The sequence below is a fragment of the Vibrio mangrovi genome, from assembly GCF_024346955.1.
Lineage (GTDB): Bacteria > Pseudomonadota > Gammaproteobacteria > Enterobacterales > Vibrionaceae > Vibrio > Vibrio mangrovi.
Map to the genome: position 1 here is coordinate 1,057,678 of NZ_AP024883.1, position 22,489 is coordinate 1,080,166.

A 22,489-nucleotide genomic window follows, 5' to 3' on the forward strand; every position below is an offset into this window, starting at 1 on the left:
AATCAATTGGAGAAGTCATCATGGCAGTAAATGTAAACACAAACGTATCAGCAATGACCGCACAACGTTACCTGAACGCGGCAACTAAAGCCCAAAATACATCAATGGAACGTTTATCATCTGGCTTTAAAATTAATAGTGCTAAAGATGATGCAGCGGGTTTGCAAATTTCTAACCGCTTAAGTGCTCAGAGTCGTGGGTTAGGGGTCGCCGTACGTAACGCAAACGATGGTATCTCTATTGCTCAAACTGCTGAAGGGGCGATGAACGAAACTACCAACATTCTGCAACGTATGCGTGATTTGTCACTGCAATCAGCGAATGGTTCAAACTCTAAATCAGAACGGGTTGCAATCCAGGAAGAAGTTACAGCATTGAATGATGAACTGAACCGGATTGCAGAAACAACATCTTTTGGTGGTAACAAACTATTAAATGGTACTTTCCAGACTAAATCATTCCAGATTGGTGCTGACAGTGGTGAAGCCGTGATGCTGAACCTGAGAGATATGCGTAGTGACAATCAACAAATGGGTGGTACCAGTTACGTCGCCGAAAATGGTCAGAATAAAGACTGGTCTGTTCAAGCCGGACAAAATGACCTCCAGATCAATCTGGTTGATAAAGATGGACAAGAACAGACTATCGCTATCTCAGCCAAAGCTGGTGATGATATCGAAGAACTTGCAACATACATCAACGGTCAGACAGATGTGGTAAATGCCTCTGTTGATCAGGATGGTAAACTGCAAATCTTTGCCGGTAACAATAAAGTTAATGGTGAAGTCTCATTTGGTGGTGCATTAGCCGGTGAGCTGGGTCTTGGTGAAGGTGATAATGTAACGGTTGATACCATTGATGTCACCAGTATCGGCGGAGCACAACAATCTGTCGCAATCATCGACTCTGCACTGAAATATGTAGATAGTCACCGTGCTGAACTGGGTGCATTCCAGAATCGTTTCGAGCATGCAATCAGTAACCTGGATAACATCAATGAAAATGTGAATGCATCGAAGAGCCGGATCAAAGATACCGACTTTGCGAAAGAAACCACTGCATTGACCAAGTCTCAGATTCTGTCACAGGCATCAAGCTCTATTCTGGCACAGGCCAAGCAGGCGCCAAACTCAGCATTAAGCTTGCTTGGATAAGGTTTCAGCAGAAAAATCAATCTCAGTTAAAAATCCAGCTTCGGCTGGATTTTTTTGTATTCAGGATCAGTGAATCAGGGACGGGTAAATTTTAAGCAGATCACATTTTTTACACGATAAGCACATTAAATAAAAAAAAATTAAAAATTTCCTAAAGGATATAGATGCCTCGCCGTTAACAGGATCGAGAGAAATGAGATGTGCGGAAGTGAGGTGAGAGACACGGAAGCGCATCAACTGTCCGTTAAAGGAGATCAATATGCCAATTAGTGTAAATACCAATATATCGGGGATGACCGCGCAGCGTTATTTGAATAATGCTGCGGACGGTGCTCAAAAATCGATGGAGCGGCTGTCTTCCGGCTATCGTATTAATAGTGCGAAGGACGATGCTGCCGGTATGCAGATTTCGAACCGCTTAACCTCACAAAGTCGTGGGTTGGATATGGCGGTCAGAAATGCCAACGATGGGATTTCAATTGCCCAAACTGCTGAAGGGGCAATGAATGAGACCACATCGATTTTGCAGCGGATGAGAGACTTGTCACTGCAATCTTCCAATGGTTCTAACTCGAGTTCGGAGCGTAAAGCTATTCAGGAAGAAGTTTCGGCTTTGAATGATGAACTGAACCGGATCGCAGAAACCACATCTTTTGGTGGTAACAAGCTTCTGAATGGTAGCTTTGGTAGTAAATCTTTCCAGATCGGTGCCGATTCCGGTGAAGCTGTTTCTTTAACTATGGGTAATATGCGTTCTGATACAGCCGATATGGGTGGTCGGGCATATGTTGCTGAAGAAGGTAAAACGTCAGATTGGAGAGTCTCTTCTGGCGCAACTGATCTCACCTTGAGTTATACTAATAAACAAGGAGAAGCACAGGAATTGACTATTAATGCGAAGGCTGGCGACGATCTGGAAGAAGTCGCTACCTACATTAACGGACAAAATGGAGATATTCAGGCTTCTGTTGCTGAAGGCGGCAAATTGCAGTTATTTGCTTCTTCACAGAGAGTGACCGGAGATGTCTCTGTTGGTGGTGGACTGGGATCTGAAATTGGTTTTGGTGCAGGGCAGGATATAACTGTTCAGAGTGTTGATGTCTCAACTGTCGGTGGTTCCCAACTGGCTGTTTCTGTTATTGATGGTGCACTGAAGTCTGTCGATAGTCAGCGTGCATCTTTAGGGGCATTCCAGAACCGTTTCGGACATGCAATCAGTAACCTTGAAAACATCAACGAAAACGTGAATGCATCACGGAGTCGGATTAAAGATACTGACTATGCAAAAGAAACAACGCAGATGACCAAGTCTCAAATTCTGCAGCAGGCAAGTACTTCGGTACTGGCTCAGGCGAAGCAGGCTCCATCTGCAGCTCTTAGTCTATTGGGGTAATCGATGGACTATTTTGAGCTTGGGGTCAAAGTAGTCTAACGATTTGAACCCAATGAGGTGGAAGGGAGATTGTTATGGAAGTTTCATCCTACACATCGAACATCCAGCCTTACGGCTCACAAAATGGCACTAAAATTGCTTCAGAGAATGATAGTGATAGTGCAAGAAGTGTTTCTGTGAATAAAGAAGCAGAACGTATGGACAAACTTGCCGAAGATGTGAAAGAGCGGCAAGCCGATTCCGCTCAGGCAGTAGAAAAACTGTCAAAAGAGCGGAAGCGCATTAACGAAGAACAGCGAGCCAAAGTGATGGAGCAGATGCATGAATTTGTTTCTTCACTAAATAAAGGTTTATCGTTTCGGGTTGATGAAGAGTCCGGACGGGATGTGGTGACGATTTACGAAGCCGATACCGGTGATGTTATCCGTCAGATTCCGGAAGAAGAGATACTTGTTGTCTTGCGACGCTTGGCCAGAGACCAGGAACATCGGTCCGGTCTTCTGATGACCAAAGTGTAACGTTATTTTTGAGGTGATTGGATGAGTCTGGGCCCGGTAGGGATGAATTCTGGCATGGATATAAATGCCATGGTCAGCAAGATTGTCGATTCGGAGCGTGTTCCCAAGCAGCAACGGATCGATAGTCAGCGGACGCAGAATAATGCCAGTATTAGTGCCTACGGCCGACTCAGGGAGTCGCTGGATACGATGAAAACGCTGATGACGAACTTTCGTCAGAAAGAGGCGTTTGCATTACGAAAAGTTGATACGACCAATGAAAGTGTCGTATCAGCAACAGCGACGACGGATGCTATTGCAGGAAGATACGCTATCGATGTGTTGCAGCTTGCTCAAAGCCACAAGGTCGCATCTAACGTTTTTGCGGAAGATACGAAATTTGGGCCGGGTAAGCTGCATATTTCGTTAGGGAATCGTAGTTTTTCGGTTGATGTTCAATCGGATTCCCGCCTGAAAGATGTGGTCAATGGTATTAACTCTGCTAAGGGAAATCCGGGAGTCCGGGCTTCTGTCATCAATGATATCAATGGTCCTCGTCTTATTGTCGCTGCAAACCAGTCCGGCGAGGAAAATAAGATACAGATTCATTCGGACGCACCGAAGGGAAGTACTTTAAAACAGCTAGAATATAAAACGCTTGAACAACGTGTGAAAGACTTAGAAAAGGCACGTTCTCAGGCTCAGCAACTCATTACACCCCTCACTCCTGAACAACAGAAAATCGCCGGAAAAGTTGCAGAGAAATTAGAAACTGCAGCCCGGGCGGTTGATCAGTCTGTTGCCGACGAAATCCGTCAGGCTGCTGAAAAGGCACAATCCGACGGTTCAACTGCTGGCGAATTACCGGATACAGCGGTTAGTGCAGTTGCGGATGCCGCCAAAAAAGCACAGGATTACGTTCGGCCGGAAGAGCGCATTCCCGGTTGGAGTGAAACTGCATCCGGAACACTGCTAGATTCTTATCAGGAGCCGGAAGCAGAACTGGATCAGAGTGCTATTGATAAATCGGGAGATGTTCCGGGGTGGTCAAATACAGCTTCGGGAACATTATACGATTCATATGTCACTCCTAAAGAAGCTCAGGCAAAACTTCGGGATAAGTTATCTCAGGAAGAAGCTGAAATTGAATCCGCAGTGCGTTCCGGTGCAATGACACCAGAAGAAGCGAAAGCACAGGAACGTGCGAAACTTTCTCCTGAAGAGCGGGCTTATATTGAGAATATTGAAAAAGTACAGTCTGAGCTGCAAGCTGCTCAGGATGCTTTTGACGCTTATCAGGGTATGTCTGAAGTTCAGGCTGCTCAGGATGCGAAAGTGATGCTGGATGGTGTCGCGACCCTTTCAAGCAACAATAATGTTATTGAAAATGCGATTGATGGTGTTGACCTGACCGTAAAAGGGAAAACCAAATCCAATCAGCCTCCGGCAGAAATCGATATTGAGTATGACCGGGATACGGTCAGAGATGATATTCATCAATTTGTCGATTCATACAATCAGTTTTATCAACTGTCCAAAGAATTATCAAATGTCGATCCGCAAACCGGAGAAGCAGGTCCGCTAGCCGGTGATAGTGTGGTCCGCAATGCGGATTCCCGTTTGAAACGAGTTTTCTCTTCCCAGATCCGTCAGGCTCCGGAAAATCTGAAAAGTCTGACAGAATTTGGTATTACAACGACCCGGCAGGGAACGTTGGAAATAAATGAAGATATGCTGACCCGGCAACTGAATAACAACTTTGATAAGCTCGGTGATTTTTTTGGCGGACGGGACGGTTTCGCGAAAAGGGTTGAAGATGCGATTCAGAACATGACGGGTGTAACCGGTTCTCTCCGTACCCGGGAGAACAGTATGGTTGAGCAGAATCGTCGTCTGGATGGTGATCAGGAGTCACTGAATCGCCGTATGGATACGTTAGAACAGCGTACTCACGATAAATTTCTGGCAATGCAGGATGCAACAAGCAAGATGCAGAGCCAGCTTTCAGGTATGATGAACGCATTAGGTCCGTCAAATGGATGATAACTTGAATCGGCTAAGTGATCTTGATCACGAAATTGATGAATTACTTCAGGCTGAAGAAATAAACACTGAAGTAATTCATCAGTTAGTCGATAAAAGGGATCAGATATTGCAGGTATTGATTCAGGAAGCGTCAGAAAATCAACAGTTCTTGCGTTCTGAGTCGTGGCAGCATGCAATTAAGCGTACCCAACGACTTGTTGAAGAGATGCAACTGAAAACATCAGGTATCGGGAAATCATTACAAAAGTACCGGTATGGAAATAAATCTGTTCAGCAGTACAAGAAGTTTTTATGAAAGAGGAAGACTATGCGTGGTTCTTTACAGGCTTACAAAAAAGTATCAGTGGACAGCCAGCTCAGTGCGGCCTCACCGCATAAAGTCGTACAGATGCTGATGGCTGGAGCGATCGAGCGCCTGATACAAGCTAAAGCGGCAATGATACAAGGTAATATCCCTGTCAAAGGTGAACGTTTAGGCAAAGCCTTGGATATTGTTATTAGTTTGCGTAGCTGCTTATCTATGGATGATGGTGGCGATATTGCCAGAAATCTGGACCAGCTTTATGAGTTTGTTATTACCCAGATAACTCAGGCCAACCATCTCAATGAACCTCAATTGCTTGATGATGTGATTGATATCATTCGGGAAATTAAATCCGCGTGGGATCAGATTCCCGCAGAATATCATCATCTCACTTCATCTGAAGTAGGAATGTAAGTTTATTGGAAGCATCTCACTCAATCGACGATTGAGTGCTGCTTCGTATTGCCATATTTTTTGAATTCAATAGAATAGAAGCCACTATCACTATAGATTAGTGGCTTTTTTGTTGCTGGTGGTTTGAATTTTTGTCTATTGTTTATCTAGAGAGCTGGTGAATGAACTGCTCCTCAAATCATAAAAATAGGAATTCAACAGTAACAATAACCTAATGGATGAAGGCAAATATACTTACCTATGCAAGGTTTAGCGAAACTGCTCGTGATTGAGGATGATCCTGCGATTCGCCGGCAAATCAGTATTATTTTGGATTTTGTGGGTGAACCCTGTGAGGTGATCGAGTCGTCTCAGTTTGAGCAGATTGATTGGTCTGCAATATGGGCCGGTTTTATTTTAGGCTCATTCAATGATGGACATCTTACCGATACGCTTCAGGGGCGGTTAAAGGATGTTAGTCATATTCCACTGCTGATGATGGATCAACAGCCTTATTCTCTGGAATCTTTCTCCAATTATGTTGGAGAACTTGATTTCCCGCTCAATTACCCTCAACTGACCGAAGCGTTGCGGCACTGTAAAGATTTCTTAGGCCGGAAGGGCATTTCTGTTTTTGCTTCCGGACGTAAAAATACGCTATTTCGAAGTCTGGTCGGGCAAAGTTCAGGTGTTCAGGAAGTCCGTCATTTGATTGAACAGGTTTCCGGCACGGATGCGAATGTACTGATTCTGGGTGAATCCGGCACAGGGAAAGAAGTGGTCGCCCGCAATGTACACTACCATTCACCGCGACGTAACGGGCCTTTTGTTCCGATTAACTGTGGCGCCATCCCGGCTGACTTGCTGGAAAGTGAGCTTTTCGGGCATGAAAAAGGTGCTTTTACCGGCGCATTGACGGCCCGGAAAGGCAGGTTTGAACTGGCGGAAGGCGGAACTTTATTTCTGGATGAAATCGGTGATATGCCGATGGCGATGCAGGTGAAGTTGTTACGTGTATTGCAAGAGCGTTGTTTTGAGCGAGTAGGAGGCAATACGACAATTAAAGTCAATGTCCGGGTCATTGCCGCAACACACCGTAATCTGGAGTCGATGATCGATAAAGAATCGTTCAGGGAAGACCTTTATTACCGTTTGAATGTGTTTCCGATTGAAATGCCGGCTCTGAAAGAACGTAAAGACGATATTCCGTTGTTGATACAGGAATTGCTGACGCGAATGGAGTCGGAAGGCGCTTCGCCGATATGCTTTACGCCAAGAGCGGTTCATTCCCTGATGGAACACGACTGGCCGGGCAATGTCCGGGAACTGGCGAATCTGGTTGAACGGATGATCATTCTTTATCCTAACAGTCTGGTTGATGTTAATCATTTGCCAACCAAATATCGCTACAGCGATATTCCTGAATTCCAGCCGGAAGTGAGTCGTTTCAGTAGTATTGAAGAGCAGGAACGTGATGTTTTAGCTGATATTTTTTCAGAGGATTTTCAACTGAGCGATGTTGAACAGGAACTAATGAATCATGTTAATGCACCTCAGTCACTCCCACCGGAAGGAGTTAATCTGAAAGAGTTACTGGCTGAGCTTGAAGTCAATTTGATCAATCAGGCGTTGGATGCTCAGGATGGTGTTGTTGCCCGTGCCGCCGATATGTTGGGAATGCGCAGAACGACATTGGTTGAGAAAATGAAGAAGTACAATATGAATCGCTAGCGTCAGAAAATAGTCAATATATTGTCATTTGTTTTTTGTTTGTACTTAATTTATTGAATTTTTTACATAAAATGGCCTGGAACGCTTCTTGCTTTCAGGCTATTGTTGTTTTGACAGAACAGAAAACCAATATGCAAGAATCTCAGGCTCAGACACAACTTTCTCATCTTGATTCTATCGAGGATCAGGTTGAGCGATATAAACAGGTACTTGATGTCATGCCTGCCGGCGTTATTTTGCTGGATACTCAGGGAATTGTTCGGGAGGCAAATCCTGAAGCGGTCCGGTTACTGGAAGTCCCGTTGGTCGGTGAGCGGTGGTATGCTGTGATTCAGGCTGCCTTTGCGCCAAAAGAAGATGACGGACACGAAATTTCTCTGCGCAATGGGCGGAAAGTCCGCTTAGCTATTTCTGCTTCATCAACCGGTCAGTTGATATTAATTACCGATTTAACTGAGACTCGTCTGCTTCAGGCTCGGGTGAGTGACTTACAGCGGCTCTCTTCGCTGGGACGGATGGTCGCTTCACTGGCTCACCAGGTTCGTACGCCGCTATCCAGTGCCATGTTGTATGCATCAAACCTTGCTGCACCTCATCTACCTAATGCAACACGCGAACGTTTTCAAACCAAGTTGATGGATCGGCTGCATGATTTGGATAAGCAGGTGAACGATATGTTGTTGTTTGCCAAAGGAGGCGATAATAAAGTCGTTAAACCTTTTACACTTGATGAACTGGTCCGGGAATTTTATCCGATGGTGGAAACAGCAATACAAAGCCATCAGATCGACTATGGGCAGGAGGTCGAGCAACCGGAAATTTCTCTTTTAGGAAATCCGAATGCGATTGCTTCTGCATTGAGCAATTTGGTGATGAATGCGATTCAGAACACGGGGAAAGGCGCTCAGATCGATGTCTTTTTCCGTCCGGTTCAGGGGGTGCTGAAAATTTCGGTGCAGGATAACGGGCCGGGAATTCCCGAATCAATGCAAAATAAAATTATGGAGCCTTTTTTTACGACACGTTCTCAGGGAACGGGTCTGGGGCTCGCGGTTGTCCAGATGGTTTGTCGTGCACACGACGGGCATCTTGAATTGATTTCTGAAGAAGGAGATGGTGCGTGTTTCACGATGTGCATTCCTCTGGAACGGACGGTTTCTCATGAGAATTCAGAGACAGGAGAGTAATCATGGCTCAGAGCAAAGTACTGATTGTTGAAGATGATGAAGGTTTACGTGAAGCATTAGTGGATACCTTAGCTCTGGCCGGTTATGAGTGGGTCGAAGCTGATTGTGCCGAAGAGGCTTTGGTTAAACTGAAAACAGAGTCTGTAGATATTGTTGTTTCTGATGTGCAGATGGCCGGTATGGGCGGACTGGCATTGTTGCGTAATATCAAACAGCATTGGCCAAACCTTCCGGTTCTGCTTATGACTGCTTATGCCAATATTGAAGATGCCGTTGCTGCAATGAAAGAAGGTGCCATCGACTATATGGCAAAGCCATTTGCGCCTGAAGTCCTGTTGAATATGGTCAGTCGCTATGCGCCGGTCAAATCTGATGACAATGGTGATGCTGTTGTTGCTGATGAAAAGAGTGTGAAATTGCTGGCTTTGGCAGATAAAGTCGCCAAAACAGATGCGAACGTCATGATTCTGGGACCGAGTGGCTCTGGGAAAGAAGTGATGTCCCGCTACATCCATAATGCTTCCCAACGCAAGGACGGGCCTTTTGTTGCCATCAACTGTGCAGCGATTCCGGATAATATGCTGGAAGCAACGCTGTTCGGTTATGAAAAAGGCGCTTTTACCGGAGCGATTCAGGCTTGTCCCGGTAAATTTGAGCAGGCTCAGGGCGGAACTATTCTGCTCGATGAAATCAGCGAGATGGATTTGAATCTGCAGGCGAAGTTACTGCGGGTTTTACAGGAAAGAGAAGTCGAACGTCTGGGCAGTCGTAAAAGTATTCAACTGGATGTCAGGGTGCTGGCGACCAGTAACCGGGATTTAAAGACTTACGTTCAGGAAGGAAATTTCCGGGAAGATTTATATTATCGTCTGAACGTGTTTCCGATTTCCTGGCCAGCTCTGCGGGATCGGCAGGGTGATATTGAGCCTTTGGCGCAGCATCTGGTTGAACGAAATTGTAAAAAGCTGGGGATTGCCGTTCCTCGCATGATGCCTTCTGCTGTCGAAAAACTGCTGTCTTATCCGTGGCCCGGTAATGTTCGGGAACTGGATAATGTGATTCAGAGAGCGCTCATTCTGAGTGAAAACGGGAATATTGCCGAAGAGCATATTCTACTGGAAGGTGTCGACTGGAAAGATGCCGGAAGCCTTCAGAAACTGGTTGAAAATGATCGGCCTTTATCTGCTCCTGTATCGATCCCGACGCCTGAAGTACCGACTGTCAAAACAGTGGCTCAGAGCGAAGCTGTCAGAAATCAGTCAAGTATTTCTGATCTTGGCGGAGAACTGCGGGATCAGGAATACTCAATTATTCTCGAAACTTTGATTGCGTGTAAAGGCCGCCGGAAAGAGATGGCCGAGCGGTTGGGAATCAGTCCGAGAACATTACGTTATAAGCTGGCGAAGATGCGCGATGCGGGGATTGAAATCCCGGGTTAGGGTATTTATATCAAGTGGCACACTAATTGCTGGATAAGAGATAGACAACGATTATACGAGTCAAAGAATTGGCTATCAGAGGTACTTATGAGATTAGATGGATTACAAAGCGAAATGCAGTCGATGATACAGGAAGCTTCCGGTAAACCGTCGACACCAACCGGGCAGTCGGTGAGTGCTGATTTCGGGGACCTTCTTAGTAAAGCGATCAATAACGTTAACGGGTTACAACAGAATTCAAGCAATCTGCAAACCCGCTTTGACCGGGGAGATGAAGGTGTTTCCCTGTCTGATGTGATGATTGCACGGAATAAGGCAAGCGTTGCATTTGATGCGACAATCCAGGTTCGGAATAAGCTGGTTGATGCTTATAAAGAACTGATGAACATGCCGGTATAACTTGTAAGTAGTGTAGGTAAGCAACGTGGCCGAAGATAACCAATCGACAGACCTGACCCTGGCAGATGGTGGTGCACTTTCAGCAGATACTGATTTGCCGGTCGAACATCAGGATCCGGATTTAGATGAGAAGAGCGCATCTCGCTTTGATTTTGCAGTCGGAGATCTGGATCTGATTCGTCAGGTCGTTCTCGTCCTTTCCATCTCGATTTGTGTCGCTTTGATTATGATGCTGTTTTTCTGGGTGAAAGAACCGGAAATGCGTCCACTGGGTGCCTATGACACCGAGGAATTGATTCCAATTCTGGATTATCTCGATCAGGGCAAGAAAGAGTACAAACTGGATGGTAATACGATTCTGGTTCCTGTCACCGAATACAGTGGTCTGAAGTTGGATTTAGCCCGGGCTGGTCTGAATCAGGATAAACAGGCTGGTGACGATATTCTGCTTCAGGATATGGGGTTTGGTGTATCGCAACGTCTTGAAATCGAGAGATTAAAACTGAGCCGGGAACGCCAGTTAGCCAAAGCGATTGAAGCGATGAATCAGGTGAGAAAAGCACGCGTGTTACTCGCCATGCCTAAATCAAGTGTTTTTGTCCGCCAGAATCAGGAAGCATCAGCATCTGTCTTTCTGACTCTGAGAACCGGCGCTAATCTGAAACAGGAAGAAATTGATTCGATCGTTGATATGGTTGCCAGTGCAGTTCCGGGAATGAAAACCACCCGGATTACTGTGACGGATCAACACGGTCGTTTGCTGAATTCAGGTTCTGCAGACCCAGTGTCAACTGCACGTCGCAAAGAGCAGGAACTGGAGCGTAAACAGGAACAGGCTCTGCGGGATAAGATTGATTCTGTTCTCATTCCTATTCTGGGACTGGGGCAATATACGGCTCAGGTTGATGTACAAATGGACTTTAGTGCGGTAGAGCAAACGAGCCGCCAGTTCGATCCGAACAAATCATCCACCCGAAGTGAATATACATTAGAAGACTACAACAATGGCAATGTCGTTGCCGGTGTTCCCGGAGCACTGAGTAATCAGCCGCCGGCGGACTCTTCAATTCCGGAAGATGTTGCACAAATGAAAGATGGCTCGACATTAGGGCAGGGTTCCGTACATAAAGAAGCGACCCGTAACTATGAGCTGAATACGACTGTGAGTCATGAGCGTAAACAAACAGGTGTTATTCATCGTCAAACCGTTTCTGTTGCAATCAAAGATCGTGAGCGGGTGAATCCGGATACGGGAGAAATTACCTATGAGCCATTATCTGACAGCCAGTTGAATGCTGTGCGTCAGGTGCTGGTCGGGGCGATTGGCTATAATGAACAACGAGGCGATTTACTGAACGTCTTAAGTATGCAGTTTGCTGAGCCTGAAGTGGCACAACTGGCTGATGTGCCGATTTGGGAAAATCCGAACTTTAGTGACTGGATTCGCTGGCTTGCAAGTGCGTTGGTTATCATTGTCGTGATTCTTGTTCTGGTTCGTCCTGCGATGAAAAAACTTATCAATCCAGCAAGTGAAGATGAAGACCAGCTTTATGGTCCGGATGGACTGCCGATTGGTGCTGATGGCGAAACCAGCCTGATTGGTGAAGACATTGAAGCCGGGGATTTGTTTGAGTTCGGTTCGACTATCGACCTGCCGAACCTGCATAAAGATGAAGATGTACTGAAAGCAGTGCGGGCTCTGGTCGCTAATGAGCCGGAACTGGCTGCTCAGGTTGTGAAAAATTGGATGTTAAACGATGGCTGATGAGAAAGAAAACGGCGGTGCTCTTGTACCACAGGAAGTTGATATCACATCAATCAGTGGAGACGAGAAAGCTGCAATCCTGTTACTGAGTCTGAATGAGGAAGATGCTGCCGGTATCATTCGTCATCTGGAGCCAAAGCAGGTTCAGCGGGTCGGTAGTGCCATGGCCCGTTCCAGTGAGCTGAGTCAGGATAAGGTGAGTGCAGTTCACCGGGCGTTTCTGGAAGATATTCAGAAATATACCAATATTGGTATGGGCAGCGAAGACTTCATGCGTAATGCATTGATTGCTGCGCTGGGTGAAGATAAAGCCAACAACCTGGTTGATCAAATTCTGTTGGGAACCGGCTCAAAAGGTCTGGACTCACTGAAATGGATGGATCCACGTCAGGTTGCCAGCATTATTGTAAACGAGCACCCTCAAATCCAAACCATTGTTTTATCTTATCTCGAACCTGACCAGTCTGCCGAAATTCTGGCGCAGTTTGCCGAACGGGATCGGTTAGATCTGATGATGCGGATCGCGAATCTGGAAGAAGTACAGCCGTCGGCTCTGGCTGAACTGAATGAAATTATGGAGAAACAGTTTGCCGGACAGGCGGGAGCACAGGCAGCGAAAATTGGTGGTCTGAAAGCGGCTGCCGATATCATGAACTATCTCGACAATAATGTTGAGGGCATCCTGATGGAGCAAATGCGTGATCAGGATGAAGATCTGGCAACTCAGATTCAGGATCTGATGTTTGTCTTCGAGAACCTGGCTGAGGTTGATGATCAGGGGATTCAGAAACTATTGCGGGATGTACCGCAGGATGTTCTGCAAAAAGCACTCAAAGGTGCTGATGACACCCTGAAAGAAAAAATCTTCAAAAACATGTCCAAACGTGCTTCTGAAATGCTTAAAGATGACCTTGAAGCCATGCCACCGATTAAAGTATCGGATGTGGAAGCTGCACAAAAAGAAATTCTGGCGATTGCCCGGAGAATGGCTGACAACGGTGAGATTATGTTGTCGGGTGGTGCAGATGAGTTCCTCTGATTGGCTGGTATAAGGAGTCACGATGTCTGATAGAAAACGCGGATTTTTACGTCCTGGAGCTGATGCTGATATTGAAAGTGCCGAAGTATGGGGACTGCCGGATTACACCGCTGAGCAGCACGGTCGTGCGAAAGAAACAGCGCTGAAATATGATCCGGGATGGATGCCGGATATGGAACCTTCAGTTGAGGAGGAACCGCTTGAACTGACGGAAGAAGAAATCGAGCTGATTCGTCAGGGCGCTTATCAGGAAGGTTTGCATCAGGGACAGGAAGCGGGTTTCAGACAAGGTTACGATAAAGGGAAAGAAGAGGGTTATCAGGCTGGTCATCAGGAAGGTCTGGAAGCCGGACAAAATGATGGATTGGCTGCCGGTCAGCAGATTATTGACGAACATGTAGCCAGTTTTGTGAATCTGGCGAACCAGTTTGCCCAACCTTTGGCTCTGATGAATGCACAGGTTGAACGTCAATTGGTCGATATGGTTCTTTCTCTGGTCCGGGAGGTTGTCCGTATTGAGGTTCAGATGAATCCTCAGGTGATTCTGGATACAGTAAAATCTTCGGTTGAGTCTCTTCCGGTTACCGGACATGAGATTACGCTGAAACTGAACCCGGAAGATGTGGAGATTGTTCGTCAGTCTTACGGAGAAGAAAATCTGGATTTTCGTCACTGGACTCTAATCAGTGAGCCGTCTCTCAATCGGGGAGATGTTCAGATTGAGGCCGGAGAATCGAATGTCAGTTACCGGATTGAAGACCGGATCCGGACAACACTGAAAAACTTCTGTGAAGCAAACCGACATGGTGGTGATGCGTGTTAGCGTTAGAGGACCGTCTTGCACAGTATAAAGTTCAGGGATTGTCATCTCGTCCGATTGCTTCGGGACGTCTGGTTCGGGTTGTCGGCCTGACTCTGGAAGCAACCGGATGTAAAGCGCCTATCGGCAGCTTGTGTAAAGTAGAAACAATGAGTGGTGAGATAGAAGCTGAAGTCGTCGGTTTCTCCGGAGACCATCTGTTTCTGATGCCGAGTGAACAGGTTTCCGGAATTTTACCCGGCGCAAAAGTTACACCGATGCATGAAGATACCGGCGTTCCTGTCGGTATGGAACTTCTGGGAAGAGTGATTGATGGTGTCGGGGTTCCTCTTGATGGCGAGGGGCCGATTTATACTGAACATAAAGCATCGTTTCAGTCTGTCTCAATCAACCCGCTTTCCCGTAAACCTATTTCTGAACCTCTGGATGTCGGACTGAAATCAGTCAATGGATTACTGACGGTTGGCAAAGGTCAGCGTATCGGGCTTTTTGCTGGTTCTGGTGTCGGTAAATCCGTGACTCTGGGAATGATGACCCGGGGAACGACAGCTCAGGTTGTGGTGGTCGGACTCATTGGTGAACGTGGACGGGAAGTTAAAGAATTTATCGACGAAATTCTTGGTGTCGATGGACGTCAGCGTGCAGTTGTTGTGGCTGCACCTGCTGATGCTTCTCCTCTGATGCGATTGAAAGGATGTCAGACAGCACTGACAATTGCTGAATACTTTCGTGATCAAGGGTTGGATGTTTTGTTACTGATGGATTCTCTGACCCGGTTTGCTCAGGCACAGCGGGAAATCGCGCTTTCTGTCGGTGAACCTCCTGCGACAAAAGGATATCCGCCTTCAGTTTTTGCCAAATTACCGGCATTGGTTGAACGGGCCGGTAATGGTAGTGAAGGGCAAGGTTCGATTACGGCATTCTTTACGGTTCTGACCGAAGGCGATGACCTTCAGGATCCGATTGCTGATGCATCCCGGGCAATTCTGGACGGTCACATTGTTTTATCCCGGGAGCTGGCTGATGCCGGGCACTATCCAGCTATTGATGTTGAAAAATCAGTCAGCCGGGTTATGCCTCAGATCACGACTGATGAACATCAGTTGATGTCGAAAGCGGTCCGGCAAGTCCTGTCTGTCTGTCGCAAAAATCAGGATCTTGTTTCTATCGGCGCATACAAGCCGGGATCTGATCCGGCGATTGATCAGGCTTTCACCCTGAAACCGAAGATTGATATGTTCCTGCAACAGGGAATGAAAGATACGGTGCCTTATGATATGTGCGTCAGTATGTTGAAAAATGTTCTGCAGATAGAGTCTTAATAACATGGAAAATGCGCTGGAATTTTTGCTGGAACAGTCCAAAGAGAATGAAGAAAAAGCGGTTCTTGCTTTAAATAGTGCGCGCCAGGAACTTGAAGGTTATTACTATCAGGTCAAACAGATTGAGCAATATCGTCTGGACTACTGTCATCAGATGATTGACCGGGGAAAAGCCGGTTTGACAGCCAGCCAGTATGGACATCTGAATCGTTTTTTAACCCAGCTTGATGAAACTCTGGCCAAGCAAAGAAGTGCTGAACAGCACTTTATCGATCAGGTAGAAAACTGCCGGGAGCACTGGCTTGAGATGCGTAAAACACGCCGTTCCTACGAATGGCTGATTGAGAAAAAACGCACAGAGAGACAGAACGCCGAAATGAAAAGAGAGCAGAAGCAACTGGATGAATTTACAACAATTCAGTATGCCCGCAAAGCGCTGTTCTGAGCCTTTTAACAGCAGCATTAGACTGATCCTATCGTGAAGTGGACAGATATTTTTGATGGATATGGCGTACTTCTTGCTAGTTCATCATAAAGGTCGTTTGTCTGTGATAGCAAATACCGTAATTTAGGTTTGGTTTGCGAGAGTACTGGATATGAATATCAACCTCACTCCCTCTTCAGGTACACAAAAAGCTCAGTCGCACCTTAAAGCAGGAAATGATGAGCCAGTGAGTGACGATGCCGTTGTCGGTGATGTTTCTGAATCATCGGAAGAATCCGGCGGTTTTTTTGCTAAACTTGCTGCCTTATTTAAGGGGGAAGAGGCATCTTCCGGAAAAAAAGTGACACAGGATGGAGATGCTAAGGCGCTTCAGGGTTCGTCTCATCTGGCTGATGGCGATGATATTTCGGCTGATGCCTTATTATCTCAGGATGATGAAGCTCAAGTTATAGGTGAAGACGGCAAAGTATCTAAAGCGACTGGTAAAGTATCTGGTGAACAAGTAAGCGATGAGAAATTGGTGGACGGTGGTGTTGCCCAGAAAGCCGATTTACTTCCCCGGACCGTTGCGCAAGAGTCGTCCGAATCTCCGGTATTGCGACAATCTCAGGGACAAGATGACTCATCTGCAGGGAAAGAAGCAGCATTGCGGGCTATGGGAGAAGGCGAGGCAGTTCTGACCCGGTTAAAAGGTTCTGAAAAGCAGCTTGTTTCACCAAACGGCAAAAAGTTGCCAGCTTCTGATATAACCGAATATTCCGTACCGTCAGGAAAAAATGCTCAGCAGAAAACGGAGGCAGACCAAGGTCTTCCGGTGGATTTGCAGCATATTGCTCAACCTGAACGTGTCTATTCTGATCCGCAGTCATTACAGACAGCTTCTGCCGAATCCCCTTCCCAGCCCGGAGAAGATAAACTCACTGCTGAAATTTCCCGGCTGGTGAATGAATCTGGTGAACCGATAGTAGTATCTGCATCACTTGCTTCATCCGGAGCAACAAATCAGCTTAAAGAGTCTGAGGAATACGGGAAAGTCGTGCAGAAAGATGTGGATGCAATCGAAGCATTGTCTCAGGAACAGGTATTATCCCCGGAACAGGCTCTCTCCGGGGGGCATAAATTGTCAGACAAAAATATACCGGTTGCAGGCCAGCAAGGTTTGTCCGATGCCCAGTCTGTGGCGCAGATGAGCGGATTGGAACATATACATGCTGCTGATTTATCTGCGGCTCAGCTCGATGGTGCTATTCCTGCCGGAGCAGAAGGAAACTCAGATAAAGCGGTTTTAGCACAAAAATCGCTTCAGTCTCTGGCTCAGGATTTACCGTTGAGATCGGATATCAGGCATCATACTCATGCCATACCCCAACCACAGTCTCAAGCGCTTAATATTCCGGTTAATCAGTTAACTCAGCCACAAAATGGTGATGCTTCGGCTATCTCCGTGAATGGTGGTACCGTTCTTCCCGGCGATCCTGCTGTTTCTCAGGCGGCATTACAGGCGGCGTTGTCCGCAGGCGCTGCCGGTACTGAGCAATGGATTCGTAACCGGGCTGCCGGGTTGCCGCAGAAAGGCGATTCAAGAATTCACATGGGTGAACTGACAGATGATAGTTCGAAAGGCAGTCACTTTGCCCAACAACTCTCATCTCTCAGTGGACAGCAGGGTTCCGCAACGCAGAATAACCTACGGGCAGATGCCACACAGAATCCTTCATCTGTTTATCTGGCAAAAGATGCAATGGCTGCCGATCAGCTATCTGAGCGGGTCCAGATGATGATGTCCAAAAACCTGAAGAACATCGATATTCGCCTCGACCCGCCGGAACTGGGGCGGATGCATATCCGAATGAATATGACAGGTGATGCTGCTACCGTTCATTTTACCGTGGCAACTCCGCAGGCAAGAGAGGCGCTTGAACATTCAATGCCCCGGTTAAGAGATATGTTATCGCAACAAGGCGTTCAGTTGGGAGATACATCGGTGCAACATCAGGGAAGCGGTAACCAGCAGCAAGGCTATGCAGCGTCCGGACGTGGAGAACAATCGGGCCAGCATGCATCGTTAAGTCAGGATTCGGTTTTTCATGAGGATAATCCCGATACAGGTGTTAAACTTGATTTGAATGTTGGTATGAAGCGTGATGGTATCAGCTATTACGCGTAAATTTGAAATTTAGTGTTTTGCACATTCAGAGATAATTATGGCAGATGAAAACGACGTAGCAGAGAATGCATCGGGTGGTAAAAAGAAACTTTTGATTATCATTATTGCGCTGGTGGTATTGTTGGTTGTCGGTGGTGGTGCAGCATTTTTTCTGATGGGATCGAATGACGAGTCGGAAAGTGCGGCGGCCGAACAGAGCACAGTGAATGTTGATACCCAGACTGAGCCAGTTGCTTATGTCAGTCTTCCTCAACCGTTTGTATTCAATGTAACCGGTGATAAGCGTGACCGGATGGTTCAGATCAAAGTACAGTTGATGGTCCGGGGCAGTCAGAATGAAAATATGGCGCGCTATCATTCTCCATTGATCGAAAGTTCTCTTCTCTCAACATTTGCTTCTGCAACTGTAGAGCAGTTGCGAACCCCGAATGGTCGGATTGAATTACGTGACAGAGCGACCGAAGACATTAAAACGGCTCTGACCAAAGCGGTTGGCGAGCCGGTTATTGAGAGAGTTCTGTTTACTGATTTTGTAATGCAATAGGTGATGTGTGACTGATCTATTAAGCCAGGACGAGATTGATGCGCTGTTGCACGGCGTTGATAGTGTCGATGACGAAGAAGAAGAGTTAGAAGTCGCTTCGACCGATGCGGTAAATTTTGACTTTTCGTCTCAGGACCGGATTGTCCGGGGGCGGATGCCGACGCTCGAACTGATCAATGAGCGTTTTGCCCGTCACCTGCGTATCAGTTTGTTTAATATGCTGAGAAAAACAGCAGAAGTGTCGATTAACGGCGTACAAATGATGAAGTTCGGGGAATACCAGAACACATTGTATGTACCAACCAGTCTGAATATGGTTCGTTTCCGGCCATTGAAAGGAACTGCACTTATCACAATGGAAGCCCGACTGGTTTTTATTCTGGTGGAGAATTTCTTCGGTGGGGATGGACGTTTTCATGCCAGAATTGAAGGTCGTGAGTTTACGCCGACAGAACGGCGGGTCATCCAGCTACTGCTGAAAATTGTCTTCGGAGATTATAAAGAAGCCTGGTCACCGGTCATGGGGGTTGAGTTTGAATACCTTGATTCTGAAGTAAACCCGAGCATGGCAAATATTGTTAGCCCGACAGAAGTGATTGTTGTCAGTTCGTTCCATATTGAGGTCGACGGGGGCGGTGGTGATTTCCATATGGTCATGCCATACTCGATGCTTGAACCGATTCGTGAGCTTCTGGATGCCGGTGTTCAGTCGGATAAAATGGAAACAGACGTGCGCTGGAGTTCGGCTCTCCGGGAAGAAATCATGGATGTACCGGTTAACTTCCGGGTGAATTTGCTGGAAAAAACACTGGCATTAAGAGATTTAATGGAATTACAGGCAGGTGATGTGATTCCGATAGATATGCCCGAACATGCGATTATGTTTGTTGAAGAACTGCCAACCTTCCGGGTGAAAATGGGACGCTCGGAAGATAGTCTGGCAGTACAGATTTCCGAGAAAATTAAACGCCCTGATGTGGTGAAAACGGATCTGGCTTTTTTAAGTGAGGATATTATTTCTGATCTTGAGAAAGAAGATGAAGTAGAAAAAACGAGAAAGTAGGTAGCGAAGATGTCTGATATTGATGATCAAAAGCTGGCAGATGAGTGGGCAGCAGCCCTGGGCGAAGATCCGAATGCGCCGTCGGATGTCGATGTTGATGAAATATTGGCGGCACCGCTTGAAGAACTGCAAGATACTTCACAGCCTATTTCGGATGATGAGCGTCGTAAGCTGGATACGATTATGGATATTCCGGTGACGATTTCGATGGAAGTCGGTCGTTCACAGATCAGTATCCGTAATTTGCTTCAGTTGAACCAGGGTTCTGTTGTTGAACTTGATCGGATTGCCGGAGAATCTTTGGATGTTCTGGTCAACGGTACGCTGATTGCTCATGGTGAAGTCGTTGTGGTTAACGATAAGTTTGGTATCCGGTTAACGGATGTGATTAGTCAGACTGAACGGATTAAGAAACTAAGATAATTAGAATAAGGTAGTTGATGAAACGATTAATCATTCTGTTGTTTTGCTCTTTTCCTGTCTGGGCTGAAACTGGAGCACAAATGAGTATTCTGACGACTTTCGGTGCTCTGATTTTTGTGGTTGCCTTTATTCTGATTCTGGCGTTCTTACTTAAAAAAATGCGTTTGCCTGCGTTAGGCGGCAGTCAGAAAGATCTGATGGTGATTCGTCAGCTTCCCATCGGGACAAAAGAAAAACTGTTGGTTGTTCAGGTGGGTGAAGAACAGTTTCTGGTTGGAGCGACCGCACATTCGATTCGGTTGATTTCTAAGCTAGAGCAGCCGCTAACATCATCCTCCCAGACATTGGAACATCCTTTTGCAGGTCAACTGAATCGGTTTCTGAAAAAAGAATGACAAAACATAATATTGAATTACTGACGACTCATTTGAATAAACTAGCCCTTGTCGGGCTGGTTCTGTGTTTAGGATTATTCTCTGATATTCTATGGGCAGCCCCGGCTCCGGGAGAAGTTCAGCCAGCTAATAGTCAGGTCACACAGAGTATCACTGCGCAGGGTTTTTCAAACACTTCAACGGTTGCACGTTCGAATCAGGCGGGCATTCCGGCTATTACCATGACGACCAACCCTGACGGAAGTCAGGATTATTCGATTAATCTGCAAATTCTGGCGTTAATGACGATGCTCGGCTTCTTGCCGGCATTAGTTATTCTGATGACATCTTTTACCCGGATTGTGGTAGTGATGTCGATTCTGCGTCAGGCGATGGGATTGCAACAGACACCATCAAATCAAGTCATCGTCGGGATTGCTCTGTTTCTGACCTTCTTCATTATGTCTCCCGTATTCCATCAGATTAATGAAAAAGCAATTCAGCCATATCTGAACGAGCAGATTAATGCGAGGCAGGCATTTGATCAGGCTCAGCAACCGATGCGGGCTTTTATGCTGAAACAGACCCGGGTTAAAGATTTAGAGACTTTTGTGAATCTGTCCGGTTCTCAGGCGACGGATCCTCAGGATGTTGAAATGACGGTTCTGATTCCGGCTTTTATCACTTCTGAGCTGAAAACTGCATTTCAGATCGGCTTTATGCTGTTTTTACCTTTTTTGATCATTGACTTAGTTGTTGCCTCGGTACTGATGGCGATGGGGATGATGATGTTATCTCCGATGATTGTTTCTTTACCGTTTAAGTTGATGCTGTTTGTTCTGGTTGACGGATGGAATCTGATTCTGTCAACGCTGGCAGGCAGTTTTGCACTTTAGGGGAAAATGATGACACCAGAAGCTTTTGTTGAAATCTTTCGTGATGCTTTATGGATTGTATTACTGATGGTGTCGGCGATCATTGTTCCCAGCTTGCTCATCGGTTTAGTCGTTGCCGTTTTTCAGGCGGCAACATCGATCAACGAGCAGACACTCAGCTTCTTGCCCCGTTTAATCGTGACCTTACTGGCGTTAATGATGTTTGCTCACTGGATGACTCGGATCTTAATGGAGTTCTTCTATTCTATGATTGACCGTCTGCCTCAGATCCTCCATTGAGGAGAAAGCTATGGAATATCCGGCAAGCCTGATTTTAGACTGGATAGCAACATACTTCTGGCCGCTTACCCGGATATCGGCAATGCTGATGGTGATGACGGTGACCGGGGCTCGTTTTGTGACGGCCCGAATTCGTCTTTATCTTGCCCTTGCGATTACGTTGGCACTGATGCCGGCCATTCCTGCGGTTCCCCAAAATATTGAGCTGGTTTCCCTTCAGGGCTTTATGATCACCTTCGAGCAGATTGTGATCGGTGTGGCTATGGGCACCATTACTCAGTTTATGGTCCAGACATTTGTCATGCTGGGGCAGATCATCGGGATGCAGTCGAGTCTGGGTTTTGCATCAATGGTGGATCCGGCTAATGGTCAGAATACGCCGTTGCTTGGTCAGTTCTTTATGTTTCTGGCTACCATGTTCTTTTTAGGCAGTGATGGTCATTTGAAACTGATTCAACTGATTGGTTTTAGCTTCAAGACATTACCTATTGGTCAGGGTGGATTAACATCGGTAGATTTTCGTGAGCTGGCCTTATGGTTTGGTATCATGTTCAAAGTTGCCCTGACCATGTCACTTTCTGGAATCATTGCTTTGTTGACCGTGAATCTCTCATTCGGGGTCATGACCCGGGCTGCACCTCAGTTGAATATCTTTTCCCTCGGTTTTGCTTTTGCGCTCATGGTTGGATTACTGCTTTGTTGGTATATTGTCACGGGTCTTTATAGTCATTATGAGATCTTCTGGGAGCAGGGAGAAGCCCAAATCTGTCGATTTATTCGACTGGATTGTCAGGCACCTTAAGGAGGAA

23 protein-coding genes are annotated in these 22,489 nt (G+C 46.4%); all 23 read left to right on the top strand.

Features of this window, described 5'->3' with window-relative positions:
• Positions 1–20: 20 nt before the first annotated feature.
• Positions 21–1,154, top strand: a complete 1,134-nt coding sequence (locus tag OCU74_RS04810) for a flagellin (RefSeq protein WP_087480494.1) — start codon at positions 21–23, stop codon at positions 1,152–1,154.
• A gap of 259 nt (positions 1,155–1,413) precedes the next feature.
• A complete protein-coding gene (locus OCU74_RS04815; protein ID WP_087480495.1) occupies positions 1,414–2,547 on the top strand; it encodes a flagellin in 1,134 nt (377 codons plus the stop codon).
• Positions 2,548–2,621: 74 nt separating this feature from the next.
• On the top strand, positions 2,622–3,065 hold the full coding sequence (gene flaG, locus OCU74_RS04820) for a flagellar protein FlaG (RefSeq protein WP_087480496.1): 444 nt from the start codon (positions 2,622–2,624) through the stop codon (positions 3,063–3,065).
• 21 nt (positions 3,066–3,086) lie between these two features.
• A complete protein-coding gene (fliD, locus tag OCU74_RS04825) occupies positions 3,087–5,087 on the top strand; it encodes a flagellar filament capping protein FliD (protein ID WP_087480497.1) in 2,001 nt (666 codons plus the stop codon).
• The gene (locus OCU74_RS04830) at positions 5,080–5,385 is read left to right on the top strand and encodes a flagellar protein FliT (RefSeq protein WP_087480498.1); all 306 of its coding nucleotides are present in this window, start codon (positions 5,080–5,082) and stop codon (positions 5,383–5,385) included. Before fliD ends, OCU74_RS04830 begins: the two co-directional genes overlap by 8 nt.
• A gap of 12 nt (positions 5,386–5,397) precedes the next feature.
• Entirely contained in the window at positions 5,398–5,808 is a 411-nt protein-coding gene (gene fliS / locus OCU74_RS04835) for a flagellar export chaperone FliS (RefSeq protein WP_087480499.1), read from the top strand.
• A gap of 240 nt (positions 5,809–6,048) precedes the next feature.
• Positions 6,049–7,518, top strand: a complete 1,470-nt coding sequence (locus tag OCU74_RS04840) for a sigma-54 dependent transcriptional regulator (protein ID WP_087480500.1) — start codon at positions 6,049–6,051, stop codon at positions 7,516–7,518.
• A 131-nt stretch (positions 7,519–7,649) separates the two neighbouring features.
• On the top strand, positions 7,650–8,705 hold the full coding sequence (locus OCU74_RS04845) for a sensor histidine kinase (RefSeq protein WP_087480742.1): 1,056 nt from the start codon (positions 7,650–7,652) through the stop codon (positions 8,703–8,705).
• A 2-nt stretch (positions 8,706–8,707) separates the two neighbouring features.
• On the top strand, positions 8,708–10,144 hold the full coding sequence (locus OCU74_RS04850) for a sigma-54-dependent transcriptional regulator (protein ID WP_087480501.1): 1,437 nt from the start codon (positions 8,708–8,710) through the stop codon (positions 10,142–10,144).
• An 87-nt stretch (positions 10,145–10,231) separates the two neighbouring features.
• Complete coding sequence (fliE, locus tag OCU74_RS04855; protein WP_087480502.1) at positions 10,232–10,543, top strand: flagellar hook-basal body complex protein FliE; 312 nt, start codon at positions 10,232–10,234, stop codon at positions 10,541–10,543.
• Positions 10,544–10,568: 25 nt separating this feature from the next.
• The gene (gene fliF, locus OCU74_RS04860) at positions 10,569–12,308 is read left to right on the top strand and encodes a flagellar basal-body MS-ring/collar protein FliF (protein WP_087480503.1); all 1,740 of its coding nucleotides are present in this window, start codon (positions 10,569–10,571) and stop codon (positions 12,306–12,308) included.
• Positions 12,301–13,347: a flagellar motor switch protein FliG gene (gene fliG / locus OCU74_RS04865; RefSeq protein ID WP_087480504.1), complete on the top strand. Its 1,047-nt coding sequence runs from the start codon at positions 12,301–12,303 to the stop codon at positions 13,345–13,347. Before fliF ends, fliG begins: the two co-directional genes overlap by 8 nt.
• A 22-nt stretch (positions 13,348–13,369) precedes the next feature.
• Entirely contained in the window at positions 13,370–14,170 is an 801-nt protein-coding gene (gene fliH / locus OCU74_RS04870; protein WP_087480505.1) for a flagellar assembly protein FliH, read from the top strand.
• Positions 14,164–15,489 carry a flagellar protein export ATPase FliI gene (fliI, locus tag OCU74_RS04875; protein WP_087480506.1) on the top strand — a complete coding sequence of 442 codons (1,326 nt, stop codon included), beginning with the start codon at positions 14,164–14,166 and terminating at the stop codon, positions 15,487–15,489. Before fliH ends, fliI begins: the two co-directional genes overlap by 7 nt.
• Positions 15,490–15,493: 4 nt before the next feature.
• On the top strand, positions 15,494–15,934 hold the full coding sequence (fliJ, locus tag OCU74_RS04880) for a flagellar export protein FliJ (protein ID WP_087480507.1): 441 nt from the start codon (positions 15,494–15,496) through the stop codon (positions 15,932–15,934).
• 151 nt (positions 15,935–16,085) lie between these two features.
• Entirely contained in the window at positions 16,086–18,101 is a 2,016-nt protein-coding gene (locus tag OCU74_RS04885) for a flagellar hook-length control protein FliK (RefSeq protein ID WP_087480508.1), read from the top strand.
• 37 nt (positions 18,102–18,138) lie between these two features.
• Positions 18,139–18,645: a flagellar basal body-associated protein FliL gene (fliL, locus tag OCU74_RS04890; protein WP_087480509.1), complete on the top strand. Its 507-nt coding sequence runs from the start codon at positions 18,139–18,141 to the stop codon at positions 18,643–18,645.
• Between the two features lie 7 nt (positions 18,646–18,652).
• Positions 18,653–19,708 (top strand): flagellar motor switch protein FliM, encoded by a 1,056-nt coding sequence (gene fliM / locus OCU74_RS04895; protein ID WP_087480510.1) that lies wholly within the window; start codon positions 18,653–18,655, stop codon positions 19,706–19,708.
• 9 nt (positions 19,709–19,717) lie between these two features.
• A complete protein-coding gene (gene fliN / locus OCU74_RS04900; RefSeq protein WP_087480511.1) occupies positions 19,718–20,131 on the top strand; it encodes a flagellar motor switch protein FliN in 414 nt (137 codons plus the stop codon).
• 17 nt (positions 20,132–20,148) lie between these two features.
• Positions 20,149–20,526, top strand: coding sequence for a flagellar biosynthetic protein FliO (gene fliO, locus OCU74_RS04905; RefSeq protein WP_087480512.1), 378 nt, complete (start codon positions 20,149–20,151; stop codon positions 20,524–20,526).
• The gene (fliP, locus tag OCU74_RS04910) at positions 20,523–21,401 is read left to right on the top strand and encodes a flagellar type III secretion system pore protein FliP (protein WP_087480513.1); all 879 of its coding nucleotides are present in this window, start codon (positions 20,523–20,525) and stop codon (positions 21,399–21,401) included. Before fliO ends, fliP begins: the two co-directional genes overlap by 4 nt.
• Positions 21,402–21,410: 9 nt before the next feature.
• Positions 21,411–21,680 carry a flagellar biosynthesis protein FliQ gene (gene fliQ, locus OCU74_RS04915; protein ID WP_087480514.1) on the top strand — a complete coding sequence of 90 codons (270 nt, stop codon included), beginning with the start codon at positions 21,411–21,413 and terminating at the stop codon, positions 21,678–21,680.
• Between the two features lie 10 nt (positions 21,681–21,690).
• Entirely contained in the window at positions 21,691–22,482 is a 792-nt protein-coding gene (gene fliR, locus OCU74_RS04920) for a flagellar biosynthetic protein FliR (protein ID WP_087480515.1), read from the top strand.
• Positions 22,483–22,489: the final 7 nt, after the last annotated feature.